The sequence below is a fragment of the Pseudomonas sp. G3-19 genome, from assembly GCF_054855875.1.
In genome coordinates, this window is record NZ_JBMPIQ010000003.1 from 3,808,007 (window position 1) to 3,826,315 (window position 18,309).

The 18,309-nt window shown below is 61.7% G+C and carries 21 protein-coding genes; 11 read left to right on the top strand and 10 right to left on the bottom strand.

Annotation, left to right across the window (positions count from 1 at the left end; genetic code table 11):
• Positions 1 to 13: 13 nt before the first annotated feature.
• From ACOYXI_RS17520 to ACOYXI_RS17540, 5 genes are all read left to right on the top strand, one after another.
• Positions 14 to 448, top strand: coding sequence for a DUF4426 domain-containing protein (locus ACOYXI_RS17520; RefSeq protein ID WP_027610575.1), 435 nt, complete (start codon positions 14 to 16; stop codon positions 446 to 448).
• Entirely contained in the window at positions 445 to 1,041 is a 597-nt protein-coding gene (gene rdgB, locus ACOYXI_RS17525; protein ID WP_096795762.1) for an RdgB/HAM1 family non-canonical purine NTP pyrophosphatase, read from the top strand. Before ACOYXI_RS17520 ends, rdgB begins: the two co-directional genes overlap by 4 nt.
• The gene (hemW, locus tag ACOYXI_RS17530; protein WP_461675105.1) at positions 1,038 to 2,243 is read left to right on the top strand and encodes a radical SAM family heme chaperone HemW; all 1,206 of its coding nucleotides are present in this window, start codon (positions 1,038 to 1,040) and stop codon (positions 2,241 to 2,243) included. Before rdgB ends, hemW begins: the two co-directional genes overlap by 4 nt.
• A 29-nt stretch (positions 2,244 to 2,272) precedes the next feature.
• Positions 2,273 to 2,596 carry a DUF3392 domain-containing protein gene (locus ACOYXI_RS17535; protein WP_003229134.1) on the top strand — a complete coding sequence of 108 codons (324 nt, stop codon included), beginning with the start codon at positions 2,273 to 2,275 and terminating at the stop codon, positions 2,594 to 2,596.
• A 139-nt stretch (positions 2,597 to 2,735) separates the two neighbouring features.
• Complete coding sequence (locus ACOYXI_RS17540; protein ID WP_210556431.1) at positions 2,736 to 3,284, top strand: RNA 2'-phosphotransferase; 549 nt, start codon at positions 2,736 to 2,738, stop codon at positions 3,282 to 3,284.
• A 129-nt stretch (positions 3,285 to 3,413) separates the two neighbouring features.
• Here ACOYXI_RS17540 and trmB read toward each other — a convergent pair whose 3' ends face one another.
• The 4 genes from trmB to ACOYXI_RS17560 form a co-directional block, all read right to left on the bottom strand.
• Complete coding sequence (trmB, locus tag ACOYXI_RS17545; protein ID WP_003229138.1) at positions 3,414 to 4,139, bottom strand: tRNA (guanosine(46)-N7)-methyltransferase TrmB; 726 nt, start codon at positions 4,137 to 4,139, stop codon at positions 3,414 to 3,416.
• Positions 4,140 to 4,148: 9 nt separating this feature from the next.
• Entirely contained in the window at positions 4,149 to 4,943 is a 795-nt protein-coding gene (locus tag ACOYXI_RS17550) for a thiazole synthase (protein ID WP_007964131.1), read from the bottom strand.
• Positions 4,944 to 5,002: 59 nt separating this feature from the next.
• Positions 5,003 to 5,203 carry a sulfur carrier protein ThiS gene (gene thiS, locus ACOYXI_RS17555; protein ID WP_167734067.1) on the bottom strand — a complete coding sequence of 67 codons (201 nt, stop codon included), beginning with the start codon at positions 5,201 to 5,203 and terminating at the stop codon, positions 5,003 to 5,005.
• 80 nt (positions 5,204 to 5,283) lie between these two features.
• On the bottom strand, positions 5,284 to 5,655 hold the full coding sequence (locus ACOYXI_RS17560; protein ID WP_134784877.1) for a DUF423 domain-containing protein: 372 nt from the start codon (positions 5,653 to 5,655) through the stop codon (positions 5,284 to 5,286).
• Between the two features lie 74 nt (positions 5,656 to 5,729).
• On the opposite strand from ACOYXI_RS17560, the gene mtgA reads away from it, so the two are divergent.
• Complete coding sequence (gene mtgA, locus ACOYXI_RS17565; protein ID WP_134784878.1) at positions 5,730 to 6,452, top strand: monofunctional biosynthetic peptidoglycan transglycosylase; 723 nt, start codon at positions 5,730 to 5,732, stop codon at positions 6,450 to 6,452.
• A 198-nt stretch (positions 6,453 to 6,650) separates the two neighbouring features.
• Here the strand turns inward: mtgA and rpoH are convergent, their stop codons facing one another.
• The 4 genes from rpoH to ftsY form a co-directional block, all read right to left on the bottom strand.
• Positions 6,651 to 7,505 (bottom strand): RNA polymerase sigma factor RpoH, encoded by an 855-nt coding sequence (gene rpoH, locus ACOYXI_RS17570; protein ID WP_003229146.1) that lies wholly within the window; start codon positions 7,503 to 7,505, stop codon positions 6,651 to 6,653.
• A 115-nt stretch (positions 7,506 to 7,620) separates the two neighbouring features.
• The gene (gene ftsX / locus ACOYXI_RS17575) at positions 7,621 to 8,646 is read right to left on the bottom strand and encodes a permease-like cell division protein FtsX (RefSeq protein WP_282413618.1); all 1,026 of its coding nucleotides are present in this window, start codon (positions 8,644 to 8,646) and stop codon (positions 7,621 to 7,623) included.
• A complete protein-coding gene (gene ftsE / locus ACOYXI_RS17580) occupies positions 8,643 to 9,314 on the bottom strand; it encodes a cell division ATP-binding protein FtsE (RefSeq protein ID WP_003229148.1) in 672 nt (223 codons plus the stop codon). Before ftsE ends, ftsX begins: the two co-directional genes overlap by 4 nt.
• Positions 9,311 to 10,843, bottom strand: coding sequence for a signal recognition particle-docking protein FtsY (ftsY, locus tag ACOYXI_RS17585; protein ID WP_461675106.1), 1,533 nt, complete (start codon positions 10,841 to 10,843; stop codon positions 9,311 to 9,313). Before ftsY ends, ftsE begins: the two co-directional genes overlap by 4 nt.
• A 344-nt stretch (positions 10,844 to 11,187) precedes the next feature.
• On the opposite strand from ftsY, the gene ACOYXI_RS17590 reads away from it, so the two are divergent.
• The 5 genes from ACOYXI_RS17590 to ACOYXI_RS17610 all read left to right on the top strand — a co-directional run bounded on the left by ACOYXI_RS17590 (position 11,188) and on the right by ACOYXI_RS17610 (position 16,575).
• Complete coding sequence (locus ACOYXI_RS17590; protein WP_098966083.1) at positions 11,188 to 12,543, top strand: M16 family metallopeptidase; 1,356 nt, start codon at positions 11,188 to 11,190, stop codon at positions 12,541 to 12,543.
• The gene (locus tag ACOYXI_RS17595; RefSeq protein ID WP_461675107.1) at positions 12,536 to 14,023 is read left to right on the top strand and encodes a M16 family metallopeptidase; all 1,488 of its coding nucleotides are present in this window, start codon (positions 12,536 to 12,538) and stop codon (positions 14,021 to 14,023) included. The genes ACOYXI_RS17590 and ACOYXI_RS17595 overlap by 8 nt, the downstream gene beginning before the upstream one ends.
• Complete coding sequence (gene rsmD / locus ACOYXI_RS17600; protein ID WP_096795767.1) at positions 14,023 to 14,628, top strand: 16S rRNA (guanine(966)-N(2))-methyltransferase RsmD; 606 nt, start codon at positions 14,023 to 14,025, stop codon at positions 14,626 to 14,628. The genes ACOYXI_RS17595 and rsmD overlap by 1 nt, the downstream gene beginning before the upstream one ends.
• Before the next feature lie 112 nt (positions 14,629 to 14,740).
• Positions 14,741 to 15,739 (top strand): hydrolase, encoded by a 999-nt coding sequence (locus tag ACOYXI_RS17605; protein ID WP_461675108.1) that lies wholly within the window; start codon positions 14,741 to 14,743, stop codon positions 15,737 to 15,739.
• On the top strand, positions 15,736 to 16,575 hold the full coding sequence (locus ACOYXI_RS17610; protein ID WP_098966090.1) for an AraC family transcriptional regulator: 840 nt from the start codon (positions 15,736 to 15,738) through the stop codon (positions 16,573 to 16,575). Before ACOYXI_RS17605 ends, ACOYXI_RS17610 begins: the two co-directional genes overlap by 4 nt.
• Before the next feature lie 111 nt (positions 16,576 to 16,686).
• Here ACOYXI_RS17610 and ACOYXI_RS17615 read toward each other — a convergent pair whose 3' ends face one another.
• Entirely contained in the window at positions 16,687 to 17,541 is an 855-nt protein-coding gene (locus ACOYXI_RS17615) for a sulfurtransferase (RefSeq protein ID WP_461675109.1), read from the bottom strand.
• A 31-nt stretch (positions 17,542 to 17,572) separates the two neighbouring features.
• Complete coding sequence (locus ACOYXI_RS17620) at positions 17,573 to 18,244, bottom strand: TetR/AcrR family transcriptional regulator (protein WP_027610562.1); 672 nt, start codon at positions 18,242 to 18,244, stop codon at positions 17,573 to 17,575.
• Between the last annotated feature and the right edge of the window lie 65 nt (positions 18,245 to 18,309).

Here is an 18,309-nt window from a genome sequence, read left to right on the forward strand (position 1 = left end):
GAGGAGAACGATCATGGGTCGCTTGATTACTGTGCTATTGGCCGCCTGCCTGAGTCTGTCGGCGGTGGCCGCCGATGCCATCAAGGGCGAACGCAAGGAAGTGTTCGGTGACGTTACCGTGCACTACAACACCTTCAACTCGACCTTCCTGACACCCGACATCGCCAAAGCAGCCGAGCTGATCCGCAGCAAGAACCAAGGCGTGATCAATGTCTCGGTGATCAAGGACGGCAAACCGCTGATCGCCAACGTCACCGGCACGGTCAAAGACCTGACCAGCCAGAGCGTGCCGCTGAACTTCCGCCAGGTCACCGAACAGGGCGCGATCTACTACATCGCCCAGTACCCGGTGGAGCAGCAGGAAACCCGCACCTTTGAAATCAAGGTGCAGAACGGTGACAAGATCAACACCATCAACTTCAACCAAGAACTTTTCCCCGGCGAATGATGAACCTCACGCAACTCGTACTGGCCAGCCATAACGCCGGCAAACTCAAGGAACTCCAGGCCATGCTCGGCGACTCGGTGCAACTGCGCTCGATCGGCGAATGGAGCAAGGTCGAACCGGAGGAAACCGGTCTGTCGTTCGTCGAGAACGCGATCCTCAAGGCGCGCAATGCCGCGCGCATCTCCGGCCTGCCGGCGCTGGCCGACGATTCCGGTCTGGCGGTGGATTTCCTCGGCGGCGCCCCGGGCATCTACTCGGCGCGCTATGCCGACGGCAAGGGCGATGCGGCGAACAACGCCAAACTGCTCGAGGCCCTCAAAGACGTGCCGCAAGCCGAGCGCGGCGCGCAGTTCGTCTGCGTGCTGGCACTGGTGCGGCATGCCGATGATCCGCTGCCGATCCTCTGCGAAGGCCTGTGGCACGGGCGCATCCTGACCGCCGCCAGCGGCGAGCACGGTTTCGGCTACGACCCGCTGTTCTGGGTGCCGGAACGTAACGTGTCCAGCGCCGAACTGAGCCCGGCCGACAAGAACCAGATCAGCCACCGCGCCCGTGCAATGGATCTGCTGCGCCAGCGTCTGGGCCTGAAATGACCCACAGCCACCCCGCGTCGTCGCTGATCATCGGCGGCGCCGCCTCTTCGCCTCGGGCGCCGCTGCCTACGCTACCGCCTCTGGCGCTGTACATCCACATTCCGTGGTGTGTGCGCAAATGTCCGTATTGCGATTTCAACTCGCACACCGCCAGCCCGGTGCTGCCGGAAGAGGAATACGTCGACGCGTTGCTGGCCGATCTCGATCAGGACCTGCACGCGGTGTATGGCCGTGAAATCAGTTCGATCTTCTTCGGTGGCGGTACGCCGAGCCTGTTCAGCGCCGAAGCGCTCGGACGCCTGCTCAAAGGTGTCGAGCAGCGCATCCCGTTTGCGCACGACATCGAGATCACCCTGGAAGCCAATCCCGGCACCTTCGAGCAAGAGAAGTTCGTTGCGTATCGCAAGCTCGGGATCAATCGCCTGTCGATCGGCATCCAGAGCTTCCAGCAGCAGAAACTCGAAGCCCTCGGGCGCATCCATAACGGCGACGAAGCGGTGCGCGCGGCGGGAATGGCGCGCCAGGCCGGGTTCGACAACTTCAACCTCGACTTGATGCACGGCCTGCCCGATCAGTCGCTGGACGATGCCTTGAGCGACCTGCGTCAGGCCATCGAACTGAAACCGACGCACATCTCCTGGTATCAGCTGACACTGGAGCCGAACACGGTGTTCTGGAACCAGCCGCCGGTGCTGCCGGAAGACGACACGCTGTGGGACATTCAAGAAGCCGGGCAAGCGCTGCTCGCCGCGCACGGTTACGCGCAATACGAAGTCTCGGCCTATACCCAGCCCGGGCGGCCGGCGCGGCACAACCTCAATTACTGGAGTTTCGGCGACTTCATCGGCATCGGTGCTGGCGCCCACGGCAAGCTCAGTCATCCGGACGGGCGCATCGTCCGCACCTGGAAGACACGCCTGCCGAAGGACTATCTCAACCCGGCCAAGAGTTTCCAGGCCGGCGAGAAAGCCCTGAGCAATGACGAGATGCCGTTCGAGTTCCTGATGAACGCCCTGCGGCTGACTGCCGGGGTGGAATCACGCCTGTATCCCGAACGCACCGGCCTGCCGCTGGAAAGTCTCGCCGAACACCGCCGCGAGGCCGAACAAAGTGGCCTGATGCAGGTCGAACCGTCACGTCTGGCGGCCACCGAGCGCGGACAACTGTTTCTCAACGACTTGCTGCAGAAATTTCTGAGCTGAGCCCTAACGGCCGCCCCAAGGAAAACCGCATGGATTTGATACTTGATCTGCTCGCCACCGTGTCCCGCTGGAGCCGCAGCAACCTCTCGGAAATCGCCCTGGCGCTGGTGGGCTGCCTGCTGGTGCTGTTCGGCGCCGACTTCAAAGGCTGGGTCGAACAACGCCTGGGTAGCATCGCCGGCGCCTTGCGCGTACCGCTGATGGCCCTGCTGTGCGTAATCGGCAGCGGCGCCGCGCTGATCTACGCCACGCCGTGGGTGGTCAAGGGCCTGAGCCAGTTCAACAACTACAGCCTGGCACCGGTGCTGCTGGTGGTGCTGGTGCTTATCGGCGTAGTCGCTGACCGCCGCTGACTTTCAGCCATCACCAAAAACAACTGTGGGAGCGGGCTTGCTCGCGAAGGCGTCGTATCAGTCAACATCAACGTTGAATGATTCACCGCTTTCGCGAGCAAGCCCGCTCCCACAGTTGATCGCAATGACAGGGAAGTTCATGAGCAAAAAAAATTTGGACGAGACAAGCAAATTTCTCAGCTTCGTATTGCGCCACGAACCTCAGGCGATCGGTCTGACGCTGGACTCTGAAGGCTGGGCAAATATCGAAGAACTGATCAACGGTGCTGCGCGTGACGGTCGCAAACTGGATCGCGAACTGATTGAAGCGGTCGTGACAAGTAGCGACAAGAAGCGCTTCTCGATTTCCGAGGACGGCCAACTGATTCGTGCGGTTCAGGGCCACTCAACGAAAAGCGTGGATTTGCAGTTCGAGCAGAAACAGCCACCGCAAACGCTGTATCACGGCACAGCGACGCGCTTTCTTGAGTCAATCAAAGAACAAGGCCTGATCCCGGGATCACGCCATCACGTGCACCTTTCCCAAGACATCGACACCGCTTCGGCCGTCGGGCAGCGCTATGGCACCGTGGTGATTCTGAAAGTCGCCGCACGGCAGATGGAAGAACAGGGTTTGAAGTTCTATCAGGCCGAAAACGGCGTTTGGCTGACAGAACAGGTGCCGGCGCGCTTTCTCTCCACCGTGTAATTGCTGAGCACACAAAACAACTGTGGGAGCGGGCTTGCTCGCGAAGGCGTCGTATCAGTCAACATCAACGTTGAATGAATCACCGCTTTCGCGAGCAAGCCCGCTCCCACATTGGGTTTTGCGTGATGCTCAGGAGATTTTCTCGAACTTCAGATCCCACACGCCATGCCCAAGACGTTCGCCGCGGCGTTCGAACTTGGTGATCGGCCGTTCGGCCGGGCGCGGTACGCATTTGCCGTCTTCGGCGAGGTTGCGGTAGCCCGGGGCGACGTTCATCACTTCCAGCATGTACTCGGCGTACGGCTCCCAGTCGGTGGCCATGTGCAGGATGCCGCCAACCTTCAGCTTACTGCGCACCAGTTCGGCGAAGGACGCCTGAACGATACGACGCTTGTGGTGACGGCTCTTGTGCCATGGATCCGGGAAGAACAGCATCAGGCGATCAAGGCTGTTGTCGGCGATGCAGCGGTTGAGCACTTCAATCGCGTCGCAATCGTAGACCCGCAGGTTGGTCAGGCCCTGAGTCAGCACGCCGTTGAGCAGCGCGCCGACACCCGGACGGTGCACTTCCACACCGATGAAGTCCTGATCCGGTGCCGCCGCAGCCATTTCCAGCAGCGAGTGACCCATGCCGAAGCCGATCTCCAGCGAGCGCGGCGCCGAGCGGCCGAACACCTGATCGTAATCCACCGGCGCGTCGGCCAGCGGCAGCACGTACAGCGGCGCGCCCTGGTCCAGACCCCGTTGCTGGCCTTCGGTCATGCGCCCGGCGCGCATCACGAAGCTCTTGATGCGGCGGTGTTGGCGCTCGTCGCCCTCTTCCGTCTGGAGAGGCGTGTCGTTCGATTCAGTCATCAATGGCTCTTACTTGATCAGACCATCCAGCGGCGAAGAGGCGCTGGCATAGAGTTTTTTCGGCATGCGGCCGGCGAGGTAGGCCAAGCGGCCTGCGACGATCGCGTGTTGCATGGCTTGGGCCATCATCACCGGTTGCTGAGCATGGGCGATGGCCGAGTTCATCAGCACCGCGTCACAGCCCAGTTCCATGGCGATGGTGGCGTCGGAGGCGGTACCGACACCAGCATCCACCAGCACCGGAATTTTCGCTTCTTCGAGGATGATCTGCAGGTTGTACGGGTTGCAGATCCCCAGACCGGAACCGATCAGACCGGCCAGCGGCATGACCGCGATGCAGCCGATTTCCGCCAGTTGCCGGGCGATGATCGGGTCATCACTGGTGTAAACCATCACGTCGAAGCCTTCCTTGACCAGCGTTTCGGCGGCCTTGAGGGTTTCGATCACGTTGGGGAAGAGGGTTTTCTGGTCGGCCAGCACTTCCAGCTTCACCAGGTTGTGACCATCGAGCAGCTCACGGGCCAGGCGGCAAGTGCGCACGGCCTCGATAGCGTCGTAGCAACCGGCGGTGTTCGGCAGGAAGGTGTAGCGATCCGGCGACAGTACTTCGAGCAGGTTCGGCTCGCCTTCGATCTGGCCGAGGTTGGTGCGGCGCACGGCGAAGGTGACGATCTCGGCACCCGAGGCTTCGATGGCCTGACGGGTTTCTTCCATGTCACGGTACTTGCCGGTACCGACCAGCAAACGCGACTGGTAAGTACGACCGGCCAGAACAAAAGGCTTGTCGCTGCGAACGATGCTCATGGGGAATCCTCTTTAGGGGTGAGGGTCTTGCAGAATTCTGTGCCCTTGCGGGCCGGCGATCAGCCGCCGCCGATGGCGTGCACCACTTCGACGTTGTCGCCGTCGTTCAGGATGGTGTCGGCATGCTGGCTGCGCGGGACGATATCCAGATTGAGTTCGACTGCCACCCGGCGACCGGTCAGGTCCATACGGGCAATCAGGGCCGCAACGGTTTCACCGTCGGGCAGTTCAAGGGATTCGCCGTTCAACTGAATGCGCATGCGCCTGGCCGCCATCATTTTTAGGGGGTGGCATTCTAGCCCGATCATGACCTAAAGGTCAGCACCAAGCGTCAAGCGGTTTACTGCAGGCGCCAGGCGGCAAGTCCAAGACACAGCCAGCCAACCAGAAACGCCAGACCGCCGAACGGGGTGATGATGCCGAGCTTGCTGATGCCGGTGGTGGTCAGCACATACAGACTGCCCGAGAACAACAGGATGCCGACGGCGAACGAGATACCAGCCCAGGCCACCAATCGTCCCTGAATCTGCGTGGCCAGCAGCGCAACGCCGAACAGCGCCAGGGTGTGCACCAGTTGATAGGTCACGCCGGTGTGGAAAATCGCCAGATACTCGGGGGTCAGGCGGCTCTTCAGGCCATGAGCGGCGAAGGCGCCAAGGCCCACACCGGTAAAACCAAAGAAAGCGGCCAGCATCAGAAAGCCACGCAGCATGTGGAACTCCAGTCAGACTCGTTCGGCAGGGTCTGTATAATGGCCCGCTCTATCGGTTCGGCCAAGCCATCTCTATGCTGCGTTCACTTTTGCGTCGTCTCACGAAGGCCCTGCTCTGGTTCGCGGGCGGCAGTGTATTGCTGGTGTTGCTGTTTCGCTTCGTGCCACCGCCGGGCACGGCGCTGATGGTCGAGCGCAAGATCGAATCCTGGGTCGACGGCGAGCCGATTGACCTGCAGCGCACCTGGAAACCGTGGGACGAGATTTCCGACGACCTCAAGGTCGCGGTCATGGCCGGCGAAGATCAGAAGTTTCCCGAGCACTGGGGTTTTGACTTCGGCGCGATTCAGGCTGCGCTGGCCCACAACGAACTCGGCGGTTCGATTCGCGGTGCCAGCACCTTGAGCCAACAAGTGTCGAAGAACCTGTTTCTGTGGTCCGGTCGCAGCTATCTGCGCAAAGGCCTGGAAGCATGGTTTACCGCACTGATCGAGGTGTTGTGGCCCAAGCAGCGGATTCTTGAGGTTTACCTGAACAGCGTCGAGTGGGATGACGGGGTGTTTGGTGCCGAAGCCGCAGCACGTCATCACTTTGGTGTGAGCGCCAAGTCACTGTCGCGGCAGCAGGCGAGTTATCTGGCGGCGGTGCTGCCTAACCCGCGAGTGTGGAGCGCCAGCCATCCGACAGCGTATGTGTCGCGCCGGGCCGGGTGGATTCGGCAGCAGATGAGCCAGCTGGGTGGGACCAGTTACCTGCTGGGGCTTGATGATTCGCGCCGGGCGCCTTGGGCCGAATAACCACATTCAATCATTCAGACACCATCAATCACTGTGGGAGCGGGCTTGCTCGCGAAGGCGGTGGGTCAGCCAGCATTGTCGGTGACTGACACGACGCCTTCGCGAGCAAGCCCGCTCCCACAGGGATTTGTGTTGAAACAGAAATGAAAACGCCCCGATCATCGCTGATCGGGGCGTTTTTGTTTGCCTGAGCGCCGGTTATGCGGCGATCGACAATTTGAGCTTGTTCATCGCGCTCTTCTCGAGCTGACGGATCCGCTCGGCCGATACGTTGTACTTCTGCGCCAGGTCGTGCAGCGTGGCTTTCTCTTCTGCCAGCCAGCGCTGGTAGAGGATGTCGCGGCTACGTTCGTCCAGCACTTCCAGCGCTTCGTGCAGGTTGTGGTTGGAGTTGTCGCTCCAGTCGGCATCTTCCAGTTGACGCGCCGGGTCGTACCGGTGGTCTTCCAGGTAGTTGGCCGGCGACTGAAAAGCGCTGTCGTCGTCAGCTTCTGCAGCCGGGTCGAAGGCCATGTCATGGCCAGTCAGGCGACTTTCCATCTCGCGCACTTCACGTGGTTCGACGCCAAGGCTTTCCGCCACACGGTGGACTTCCTCGTTGTTCAGCCACGCCAGACGTTTCTTCTGGCTGCGCAGGTTGAAGAACAGCTTGCGCTGGGCCTTGGTGGTCGCGACCTTCACAATGCGCCAGTTGCGCAGGATGAACTCGTGAATTTCCGCCTTGATCCAGTGCACGGCGAACGACACCAGACGCACACCCATTTCCGGGTTGAAGCGTTTTACCGCCTTCATCAGGCCGACGTTACCTTCCTGGATCAGGTCAGCCTGAGCCAGACCGTAGCCGGAATAGCTACGGGCAATGTGTACGACAAATCGCAGGTGGGCGAGCACCATCTGCCGAGCCGCCCCCAAATCCTGCTCATAGTAGAGACTCTCGGCCAGTTCACGCTCCTGCTCCGGCGTCAGCAATGGAATGCTGTTGACGGTGTGCACATAGGCTTCCAGGTTCGCACCCGGAACCAACGCGTACGCAGGTTGCAAAGAATTGGTCATGCGAAAAAACCTCCCACTTACATACTCGTGCCTCTCGGCACTGCGAAAAATTGACCGGGAATTCAAGTACAAGTTCCCAAAAAAACCGCAAGGTCAATCACGCGCAAAAAAGATTCTACTTCGGCGCCAGCTCCCTGAGATGACGTGCGACTGCAATCCATGCACCGATATAACCCAACAGCACCGCGCCAAGCAAGAGCGACAGACCGTCGGCAACTGGCACTCCGGCCAGCGCGAAATCACTGCCGTACAAGCCGGCCAGTCCAACCACCGCGTCGTTCAGCCAGTTCAGGCCGAACGCCAGCACACCCCAGGACAGAACACCCGCACCGAAGCCATACAACGCGCCCATATAAAGGAAGGGGCGACGTACATAGCTGTCAGTGCCGCCGACGAGTTTAATCACTTCTATCTCTGTGCGGCGGTTTTCAATATGAAGACGAATGGTATTGCCTATCACCAAAAGTAATGCAGACACCAAAAGCACCGTCAGACCGAAGACAAAACGGTCACCGAGCTTGAGGATGGCGGCCAGACGCTCGACCCAGACTAGATCAAGTTGCGCCTGTTGTACCTTCGGCAGCTCGGAAAGTTTTTGTCTTAATGCTTCCAGAGTCGGCTTGTCGACCTCGTTCGGGGTCACCAGCACCACGCCCGGCAGCGGGTTCTCCGGCAGCTCGCGCAGGGCTTCGCCCAGACCGGACTGCTGCTGAAACTCTTCCAGCGCCTGATCACGACCGACATATTCGGCATTAGCGACGCCGGGCATGCCTTTGATCTGCTCGCGCAACGATTCACCCTGCGCGGGCGTGGCATCCAGCTGCAGGTACAGCGAAATCTGCGCCGCACGCTGCCACGAACCGCCGAGACGCTCGACGTTGTTGATCAGCAGTGACAAGCCCATCGGCAGGCTCAGCGCCACAGCCATCACCATGCAGGTGAAGAAGCTGCCGATCGGCTGCTTGCCGAGGCGCCGCAGGCTGTCGAGCAGGCTGGCACGGTGACTTTCGATCCACGAACGCAACAGCGTGGAAAAGTCCGGGCCGTCGTCATCGTCGTGTTTTTTCTTCTTTGGCGGTTGCGGGTCGGCGGCTTTCGGGGCCACGCGCTCGGATACCTTCGGACTGCGTGTCGCACTCATACGCCGGCCTCCCCGTCGCCGATCAGTCGGCCGCGTTGCAGGGTCAGCATGCGGTGGCGCATGCGCGCAATCAGCGCCAGGTCGTGACTGGCGATCAGCACGCTGGTGCCCAGGCGGTTGATGTCTTCGAACACGCCCATGATCTCGGCCGCCAGACGCGGGTCGAGGTTACCGGTCGGTTCGTCCGCCAGCAGCAGGGCTGGACGGTGGACGATGGCGCGGGCGATGCCGACGCGCTGTTGCTGACCGGTGGACAGGTCGCCCGGGTACAGATCGGTTTTATCCGACAGCGCCACGCGCTCCAGCGCCGAATCCACGCGCTTGGCGATTTCGGCCTTGGACAAGCCGAGAATCTGCAGCGGCAGCGCGACGTTGTTGAACACCGTGCGATCGAACAGCAACTGGTGATTCTGGAACACCACGCCGATCTGCCGACGCAGGAACGGAATCTGCGCGTTGCTGATGGTGCTCAGGTCCTGCCCGGCCAGCAGCAGTTTGCCGCTGGTCGGACGCTCCATCGCCAGCAACAGGCGCAACAGCGTGGACTTACCGGCACCGGAGTGACCGGTGACAAACAGAAACTCGCCACGACGGACTCGAAAGCTCAGCTCATGCAAGCCGACGTGACCGTTCGGGTAGCGTTTACCGACCTGTTCGAAACGAATCATGAACGCTCCCGCTCGGCAAACAGTGCCTGGACAAAGGGTTCGGCTTCAAAGGTACGCAGATCGTCGATGCCTTCACCGACACCGATGTAGCGGATCGGCAGACCAAACTGCTTGGCCAGGGCGAAAATCACCCCGCCCTTGGCGGTACCGTCGAGCTTGGTCAGCGCCAGGCCGGTCAGTTCGACGGTCTGGTTGAATTGCTTGGCCTGGTTGATCGCGTTCTGACCGGTGCCGGCATCAAGTACCAGCAGCACTTCGTGCGGTGCGTCGGCGTCGAGCTTGCCGATCACCCGGCGAACTTTCTTCAGCTCTTCCATCAGGTTGTCTTTGGTGTGCAGACGACCGGCGGTGTCGGCGATCAACACGTCGATGCCACGGGCCTTGGCGGCCTGCACGGCGTCGAAGATCACCGAAGCAGAGTCGGCACCGGTGTGCTGGGCAATCACCGGGATCTTGTTGCGCTCGCCCCAGACCTGCAGCTGCTCAACGGCAGCGGCGCGGAAGGTGTCACCGGCGGCGAGCATGACTTTCTTGCCTTCCAGTTGCAGCTTCTTCGCCAGCTTGCCAATGGTGGTGGTCTTGCCGGCGCCATTGACGCCGACCACCAGAATCACGAACGGCTTGTTCTGCGAGGCAATTTTCAGCGGCTGCTCGACCGGCTTGAGCATCGCCGCCAGCTCGGCCTGCAACGACTTGTACAGCGCGTCGGCGTCAGCCAACTCTTTGCGTGCAACCTTCTGAGTCAGGCGCTGGATGATCTGCGTGGTGGCTTCGACACCGACGTCGGCGGTCAGCAGACGGGTTTCCAGCTCATCGAGCAAATCGTCATCAATGGTTTTACGGCCGAGAAACAGGCTGGCCATGCCCTCGCCGATGCTGGCGCTGGTTTTCGACAGGCCTTGCTTGAGGCGGGCGAAGAAGCCGACTTTGGTTTCTTCGCTGCGCGGGGCTTCCACTGGCGTTTCAGCAACCACTTCTACCGGCACCACCGGAGCAGCGACGACCGGTGCAGGTGCAGGTGCAGGTGCAGGTGCAGGTGCAGGCTCGGGCTGCTGAACGACCGGCGCAACAGGGGCGACGACCACCGGGGTCACTGGCTCGGGAACAACCGGCGCAGGCTCGACAACCGGCTCAACCAATGGCGCCGGAGCGACTTCAGGGACGAACGCGGCAGGTGCAGGAATCGGCGGCGTCACATGCGGCGCAGCCTCTTCGACCAAGGCCACCGGCTCTTCCGCCACCGGCAAGGTCAGCCACGGATCGGTCACCGCGGTCAGTGACAACTCGTCCGCCACCGGGGTTTCAGGTTCTGGCTCGGGCTCGACCGGTTGCAGCACCGGCTCGGCAATCGGCAGCACGATCGGCGCCGGCTCTTCTTCTATAGCAGGCGCTGGCGTCGGAGCCGGTTCAGGAATCGCGGGCGGCTGTTCGACGACGGGTTCCTGCGGTTTCTTACGCAGCCATCCGAACAGGCTTTTCTTCTCGCCAGCCGCAGCTGGGGTCTTCTTGTCGTCGTTGGAACCAAACATGGAGGACGGCTATCTCACGGTAGCGACGCGCCATAAGGGCGCCCCGGCAAATAAATATTCGATGCAGAACAGACTGTGTTTCATCCAGCTTGTTCACGCGCAACATTTTGTCGAGGCGCCAGCGGCACCTCAAAGAATCGTATAAACGAAGGACTAAACCGGCAAAATCGGCGAAAAAGCGAAGTCTAGTCGATAAACCGCAGCTTTCTGCCGCAAACCCATACAGCCGGTTCAGGCCTGAAAACCTGATAGGCGTGGTCGCCGGTAAAACGGATCAGTATCCTAGCACCCTCTCGCCCGCCGACGCTAAGACCAAGCGGGCAGCCCAACAGGTTAAAAAACGAATGAATGCTCTAGCCCGCCGCGCTGCAGGCCTGCTGCTCAGCACAGTCTGCCTGCCCCTTTCGGCCCTGGCGGCCGACCCGCAACCGACCCACGAATTCACCCTCGACAACGGTCTGAAGGTCGTCGTGCGCGAAGACCATCGCGCGCCGGTGGTGGTGTCGCAGGTCTGGTACAAGGTCGGTTCCAGCTACGAAACCCCGGGCCAGACCGGCCTGTCCCACGCGCTTGAGCACATGATGTTCAAGGGCAGCGAGAAAGTCGGCCCCGGCGAAGCCTCGTTGATCCTGCGCGATCTGGGCGCCGAAGAAAACGCGTTCACCAGCGACGATTTCACCGCGTATTACCAGGTGCTGGCCCGCGACCGTTTGGGCGTGGCCTTCGAACTGGAAGCCGACCGCATGGCCAATCTGCGCCTGCCGGCTGACGAGTTCGCCAAGGAAATCGAAGTCATCAAGGAAGAGCGTCGCCTGCGCACTGACGATAAGCCGATGTCCAAGGCTTACGAGCGTTACAAGGCTATGGCTTACCCGGCCAGCGGCTACCACACACCGACCATCGGCTGGATGGCGGACCTGGACCGGATGAAGGTCGAAGAGCTGCGCCACTGGTATCAGTCCTGGTATGTGCCAAACAACGCCACGCTGGTAGTGGTCGGCGACGTCACCCCCGATGAAGTGAAGACCCTCGCCCAACGCTACTTCGGGCCGATTGCCAAGCGCGACGTGCCACCGGCGAAGAAACCGCTGGAACTGGCCGAGCCGGGTGAGCGCCAGATCACCCTGCATGTGCAGACCCAACTTCCCAGCCTGATGCTCGGCTTCAACGTGCCAAGCATTGCCACTGCTGAAGACAAGCGCTCGGTCAACGCCCTGCGCCTGATCTCGGCGCTGCTCGACGGCGGTTACAGCGGGCGCATCCCGACGCAACTGGAGCGCGGTGAAGAGTTGGTCTCGGGCGGTTCGTCGAGCTACGACGCCTACACCCGTGGCGACAGCCTGTTCACCCTGTCGGCGACGCCGAATACCCAGAAGAACAAGACCATGGCGCAAGCTGAAGCCGGTCTGTGGAAATTGCTGGAACAGCTGAAAACCACCGCACCGTCCGCCGAAGAACTCGAGCGCGTGCGGGCACAAGTGATTGCCGGCCTGGTGTTCGAACGTGATTCGATCACCAGCCAGGCCACCGCCATCGGCCAACTGGAAACGGTCGGGCTGTCGTGGAAGTTGATGGACACCGAACTCGCCGATCTGGAAAGCGTGACCCCGCAAGACATCCAGAACGCCGCCAAGCTGTATTTCACCCGCGAACGTCTCAGCGTCGCCCACGTCCTGCCACTGGAGACGACTCATGAGTGAGCGCAAATCCCCACGCCTGTTGCTTGGTCTGATCGCCATTGCAGTGATCGGCTCCGCCGCGTTCTATCTGATGCCCGGTGTCAAAACCGACGCCAGCGAAGCACTGGACAACGCCAAGACCAGCCAGAAGCTGCAATCGCTGGCCGAACTCGACGGCAAGGCCCCTGCCAGCCGCAAGCTCGACGTGCAGACCTGGAACACCGCCGAAGGCGCCAAGGTGCTGTTCGTCGAAGCCCATGAGCTGCCGATGTTCGACATGCGCCTGATCTTCGCCGCCGGCAGCAGTCAGGACGGCAATGCACCGGGCCTGGCAGTCCTGACCAACGCCATGCTCAACGAAGGCGTGGCCGGCAAGGACGTTGGCGCCATCGCCCAAGGCTTCGAAGGCCTCGGTGCGGATTTCGGCAATGGTGCCTACAAGGACATGGCGCTGGCTTCGTTGCGCAGTCTGAGTGCCGCCGACCAGCGCGAGCCGGCGCTCAAGCTGTTCTCAGAAGTGGTGGGCAAACCTACCTTTCCGGCCGATTCCTTCGCGCGCATCAAGAACCAGATGCTCGCCGGTTTCGAATACCAGAAACAGAACCCCGGCAAACTCGCCAGCCTCGAGCTGATGAAGCGTTTGTACGGCGATCACCCATACGCGCACTCCAGTGACGGCAATGCGCAGAGCGTGCCGAAGATCACTCTGGCGCAACTGCGTGAATTCCACGCCAAGGCCTACGCGGCCGGCAACGTGGTGATCGCGCTGGTCGGTGACTTGTCTCGCGCCGAAGCCGAGGCGATTGCCAATCAGGTCTCCGGCGCCCTGCCCAAAGGCCCGGCGCTGGCGAAAATCGCCCAGCCGCAGGAACCGAAAGCCAGCGTCAATCACATCGAGTTCCCGTCGAAGCAGACCAACCTGCTGCTCGCGCAGCTGGGCATCGACCGTGACGACCCGGATTACGCGGCGCTGTCGATGGGTAACCAGATCCTCGGTGGCGGCGGTTTCGGTACCCGCCTGATGAGCGAAGTGCGCGAGAAGCGTGGCCTGACCTACGGCGTGTACTCGGGTTTCAGCCCGATGCAGGCTCGCGGCCCGTTCATGATCAACCTGCAGACTCGCGCGGAAATGAGCGAAGGCACGCTGAAACTGGTGCAGGACGTGCTCGCCGATTATCTGAAGACCGGCCCGACCCAGAAAGAACTCGACGACGCCAAACGCGAACTGGCCGGCAGCTTCCCGCTGTCCACCGCAAGCAACGCCGATATCGTCGGCCAACTGGGCGCCATGGGCTTCTATAATCTGCCGTTGAGCTATCTGGATGACTTCATGCGTCAGTCCCAGAGCCTGACTGTCGAGCAAGTCAAAGACGCGATGAACAAACACCTGAGCACGGACAAACTGGTCATCGTCAGCGCTGGCCCGACCGTGCCGCAAAAGCCGTTACCGGCCCCATCTGATAAACCTGCCGAGCAACCGCTCGGGGTTCCGGAGCATTAATGGCTACTCGTCCTAAAAAACCTGCGCAGAACGTTCACAACGGTGTGAACCAGCTACGCATCATCGGCGGCGAATGGCGCAGCCGCAAACTGAGCTTCCCCGATGCACCGGGCCTGCGCCCGACACCGGACCGCGTGCGCGAAACCCTGTTCAACTGGCTCGCGCCGCATGTGGCCGGGGCCAAGGTGCTGGATCCGTTCGCCGGCAGCGGCGCGCTGTTTCTTGAAGCACTGTCGCGTGGCGCGGCCATGGGTCAGGCGCTGGATGCCAGCCACGTAGCGGTATCGAGCCTGAAGGAACACCTCGGCACCCTGCGCTGCACCAACGGCCAGGTGCAGACCGCCGACGCGCTGCGTTATTTGGAAACCCAGGTGGCCACGCCGTTTGATCTGGTGTTCCTCGATCCGCCGTTCAACCAGAACCTGCTGCCGGCCGTCTGCACCCTGCTGGAAGAGCGCCAATGGCTGGCGCCCGATTCGTGGATCTACACTGAAAGCGAGACCGCGCCTTCGACGCTGGGCCTGCCGGGCAACTGGCGCCTGCACCGCGAGCAGAAATCCGGGCGGGTGTACTACGCGTTGTGGCAACGTATGGCCGTTAACTGAACGTATTGAACAACCCTGTGGCGAGGGAGCTTGCTCCCGCTGGACTGCGCAGCAGTCCCAAAAAGGGCCGCTTCGCGCCCCAGCGGGAGCAAGCTCCCTCGCCACAAAAGGTGTGTGCCCTCTGGAAACTGAACGCTTCACCCCCGCCTTCGGCCTCGGCAATCCGCACCTGCAAACCTTGTGGGGGCCGCTGTGGCGCAAAACCGTCCACCTTGATCGCGAGCGGGAACGCCTGTGGCTGGACGACGGGGATTTCCTCGATCTCGACTGGCATGGCCCGCACAGCGCCGAGGCGCCGCTGGTACTGGTGCTGCATGGGCTGACCGGTTCTTCGAATTCGCCTTACGTTGCCGGGATTCAGGCAGCACTCGCCGCGCAAGGCTGGGCCAGTGTCGCGCTGAACTGGCGCGGCTGCTCCGGCGAACCCAACCTGCTGCCACGCAGCTACCACTCCGGCGCCAGCGAAGACCTCGCCGAAGCCATCAGACACCTGCGCGCCAAGCGGCCACTGGCGCCGCTGTATGCGGTCGGCTATTCCCTCGGCGGCAATGTGTTGCTCAAGCATCTGGGCGAGACCGGCAGCGACAGCGGCGTGCTCGGGGCAGTGGCGGTGTCGGTGCCGTTTCGTCTTGATCAGTGTGCAGACCGCATTGGCCAAGGCTTCTCCAAGGTCTATCAGGCGCACTTCATGCGCGAGATGGTCGCCTACATCAAGAACAAGCAACGCCAGTTCCAGCATGACGGACGCGAGGATGGCCTGGCGGCTCTGGCGGCGCTCGGTTCGCTGGAGAACATGCGCACCTTCTGGGACTTCGATGGCCGGATCACTGCGCCGTTGCATGGTTTTACCGATGCCGAGGATTACTATCGGCGGGCATCGAGTCGCTACTTTCTCGGTGAAATCCGCACCCCGACCCTGATCATTCAGGCCGCTGACGATCCGTTCGTGTTTCCCCACAGCCTGCCGACGCCCGAGGAGCTGTCCACCAGCACCCGGTTCGAGCTGCAGGCCAAGGGTGGGCATGTCGGCTTTGTCGATGGCACGTTGCGCCAGCCCGGTTACTACCTGGAACGGCGCATCCCGCAATGGCTGGCCCGTGTGACGTCATGAGCGATCAGGGCGAGTCGATCCGATTCTGGCAAACCGCACCGCTGGCCGGGGTCGAGTTGCTGTCGGCGCGCTACATCGAGCATCGCTTCGCCCCGCACGTCCACGACGGTTATGTGATCGGCATGATCATGGCCGGTGCCCAGCGTTATCGCTATCGCGGCGCCGAGCACCTGGCCGGCAGCGGCACCCTGGTGTTGATCAACCCGGACGAATTGCACACCGGCCACAAGGGCACCGAGGACGGCTGGCTGTACCGGGCGTTTTATCCCGATACCGGACAGATCGTTTCACTGCTCGAAGAACTGGAACTGCCCACCGCGCCGATGCCGGCCTTCGGCGCGACGCTGTACCGCGACCCGGATCTGGTCAACGGTTTCTGTCAGTTGCATCGCTTGCTGGAAAGCCCGGCCACCGCGCTGCAACAGCAGACGATGTGGCGCGAGATGATGATGCTGCTGTTGCAGCGGCATGCGGCGGTGCAGATCAACGGTAAACCGGGCAAGGAGCATCGTGCGGTGGTAATGGCCAAGGAACTGCTGCATGCGCAACTCGCTGCGCCGCCGTCGCTGGAAGAGCTGGCGGCCGCAGTGAATCTGTCGCCCTTCCACTTCGCCCGGGTGTTCCGCCGCGCCACCGGCATGCCGCCACACACCTGGCTGATGCAGCAGCGCATCGCCACGGCCCGGGGTTTATTGCAGCACGGTTGCCTGCCGGTGGAAGTCGCCATGCAGTTGGGTTTTGCCGACCAGAGTCATCTGAGCCGGCAGTTCAAGCAGGTGTATGGCGTGGGGCCGGCGGCGTATCGCAGTGCCCGACAATCTATCGGTGACGATTAACCCCTGTGGGAGCGGGCTTGCTCGCGAAAGCGGTGTTTCAGCACACATCATGGTTGACTGACACACCGCTTTCGCGAGCAAGCCCGCTCCCACATTGGGGGTATGGTGACTTTATTCGCCCGTGGCGATGCCTCGGGAAGGCTCGTTGATCCACTCACTCCACGACCCGGCATACAGCGAACCCAGCGGATACCCCGCCAGGCACAACGCAAACAGGTTGTGACACGCCGTCACCCCGGAGCCGCAATAGGCGACCAGCTCCGAAGGCGAACGCTCGCCGAGTTTCGCGGCAAAGCGCTGCTTGAGCTGCTCCGCCGGCAGGAATCGCCCGTCGCTGCCGAGGTTTTCGGTAAACGCTGCGCACTGCGCGCCGGGAATGTGCCCGGCAATCGGATCGATCGGCTCCACTTCACCCTTGAAGCGCGGCAAGGCCCGGGCGTCGATCAGGGTCAGGGACGGCTGACCGAGGCGCTTGTGCAATTGCTCGGCGCTCAGCAGCAGTTTCATGTCCGGCTGACCGCTGAAGTTGCCCCGGCTGACCGACGGCGCATCCAGACTCAGCGGCAGACCCGCCGCGTGCCAGGCCTTCAGCCCGCCGTCGAGAATGAACACGCCATCGCGCTTGCCCAGCCACGCAAGCAACCACCAGGCGCGAGCCGCATAGGCACCGGGGCCGTCGTCGTACAAAACCACATCGCTGTCGGCATGGATGCCCCACGCCTGCAGACGCTCGATCAGCGCCGCCGGCTCAGGCAACGGGTGACGCCCGGTCACGCCTTTGGTCACCTTGCCGCTGAGGTCACGCTCAAGGTCGGCGAAGCGGGCGCCGGCGATGTGCCCTTCGGCATAGCTGCGCTGCCCGTAGTCCGGGTCTTCGAGGGCAAAACGACAATCGAGAATCACCAGCCCCGGCTGCTCCTTGCGGGCATCCAGTGCATTCGGGCTGAGCAGTTGCGCAATCGGCATAACGGACTCCTGTGAGCGACTTCGAAATGGTCTACCGCCCTTCCTCGAGGGCCTGAGCCAGCGGCACGTAGAACTCGTCGAACAAGGCATTCACCTCTTCACGGGCCTGATCGGTGACGAATCCGGCTTCCAGCACCAGCACCTGATACACGCCACGCTTGATGGCCTGTTCGCTGAGGTGATTGGAGTTTTCCCGGGTGGTGCACAGAAAGCGCACCCACGAGGTGAGGATGATCCAGGCATTGATCGTCAGGGATTCGATCTGCACCCGATCCATCTTGAGAATGCCGGCGGCGACGAAGCCCTCGTAGATCGCCATGCCCTGAATCACGCAGCGCTGAGAGAAACGCCGGTAGCGCGCGGCCAGGTCCGGGTCGCTGTCGAGCAGGTGTTCCAGATCCCGATGCAGAAAGCGGTAACCCCACATCGCCGACAGCAGCTCCTTGAGGTAATAGCGCTTGTCTTCGACGGTGGCGGCACGCCCCTGCGGCGGGCGCAGAAAGCTGTCCACAAGCGTCTCGTACTCACTGAACAGCACGGCGATGATCGCCTGCTTGTTCGGGAAGTGGTAGTACAGATTGCCCGGAGAAATCTCCATGTGGGCGGCGATGTGATTGGTGCTAATGCTGCGCTCGCCCTGCTGATTGAACAGTTCGAGGCTGTTCTGCACGATGCGCTCGCTGGTTTTTATTCGTGGGGCCATGGCTTGAGCTTTAATTCAGAGTGCGGTGAGGGGCATCTTACGACCTAACCGGAACTGGATAAAAC

Excerpts from the sequence above, each read along its gene's own strand:
- ACOYXI_RS17520 (WP_027610575.1), top strand. The coding sequence starts at position 14 with ATGGGTCGCTTGATTACTGTGCTATTGGCCGCCTGCCTGAGTCTGTCG.
- rdgB (WP_096795762.1), top strand. The coding sequence starts at position 445 with ATGATGAACCTCACGCAACTCGTACTGGCCAGCCATAACGCCGGCAAA.
- hemW (WP_461675105.1), top strand. The coding sequence starts at position 1,038 with ATGACCCACAGCCACCCCGCGTCGTCGCTGATCATCGGCGGCGCCGCC.
- ACOYXI_RS17535 (WP_003229134.1), top strand. The coding sequence starts at position 2,273 with ATGGATTTGATACTTGATCTGCTCGCCACCGTGTCCCGCTGGAGCCGC.
- ACOYXI_RS17540 (WP_210556431.1), top strand. The coding sequence starts at position 2,736 with ATGAGCAAAAAAAATTTGGACGAGACAAGCAAATTTCTCAGCTTCGTA.
- trmB (WP_003229138.1), bottom strand. The coding sequence starts at position 4,139 with ATGACTGAATCGAACGACACGCCTCTCCAGACGGAAGAGGGCGACGAG.
- ACOYXI_RS17550 (WP_007964131.1), bottom strand. The coding sequence starts at position 4,943 with ATGAGCATCGTTCGCAGCGACAAGCCTTTTGTTCTGGCCGGTCGTACT.
- thiS (WP_167734067.1), bottom strand. The coding sequence starts at position 5,203 with ATGCGCATTCAGTTGAACGGCGAATCCCTTGAACTGCCCGACGGTGAA.
- ACOYXI_RS17560 (WP_134784877.1), bottom strand. The coding sequence starts at position 5,655 with ATGCTGCGTGGCTTTCTGATGCTGGCCGCTTTCTTTGGTTTTACCGGT.
- mtgA (WP_134784878.1), top strand. The coding sequence starts at position 5,730 with ATGCTGCGTTCACTTTTGCGTCGTCTCACGAAGGCCCTGCTCTGGTTC.
- rpoH (WP_003229146.1), bottom strand. The coding sequence starts at position 7,505 with ATGACCAATTCTTTGCAACCTGCGTACGCGTTGGTTCCGGGTGCGAAC.
- ftsX (WP_282413618.1), bottom strand. The coding sequence starts at position 8,646 with ATGAGTGCGACACGCAGTCCGAAGGTATCCGAGCGCGTGGCCCCGAAA.
- ftsE (WP_003229148.1), bottom strand. The coding sequence starts at position 9,314 with ATGATTCGTTTCGAACAGGTCGGTAAACGCTACCCGAACGGTCACGTC.
- ftsY (WP_461675106.1), bottom strand. The coding sequence starts at position 10,843 with ATGTTTGGTTCCAACGACGACAAGAAGACCCCAGCTGCGGCTGGCGAG.
- ACOYXI_RS17590 (WP_098966083.1), top strand. The coding sequence starts at position 11,188 with ATGAATGCTCTAGCCCGCCGCGCTGCAGGCCTGCTGCTCAGCACAGTC.
- ACOYXI_RS17595 (WP_461675107.1), top strand. The coding sequence starts at position 12,536 with ATGAGTGAGCGCAAATCCCCACGCCTGTTGCTTGGTCTGATCGCCATT.
- rsmD (WP_096795767.1), top strand. The coding sequence starts at position 14,023 with ATGGCTACTCGTCCTAAAAAACCTGCGCAGAACGTTCACAACGGTGTG.
- ACOYXI_RS17610 (WP_098966090.1), top strand. The coding sequence starts at position 15,736 with ATGAGCGATCAGGGCGAGTCGATCCGATTCTGGCAAACCGCACCGCTG.
- ACOYXI_RS17615 (WP_461675109.1), bottom strand. The coding sequence starts at position 17,541 with ATGCCGATTGCGCAACTGCTCAGCCCGAATGCACTGGATGCCCGCAAG.
- ACOYXI_RS17620 (WP_027610562.1), bottom strand. The coding sequence starts at position 18,244 with ATGGCCCCACGAATAAAAACCAGCGAGCGCATCGTGCAGAACAGCCTC.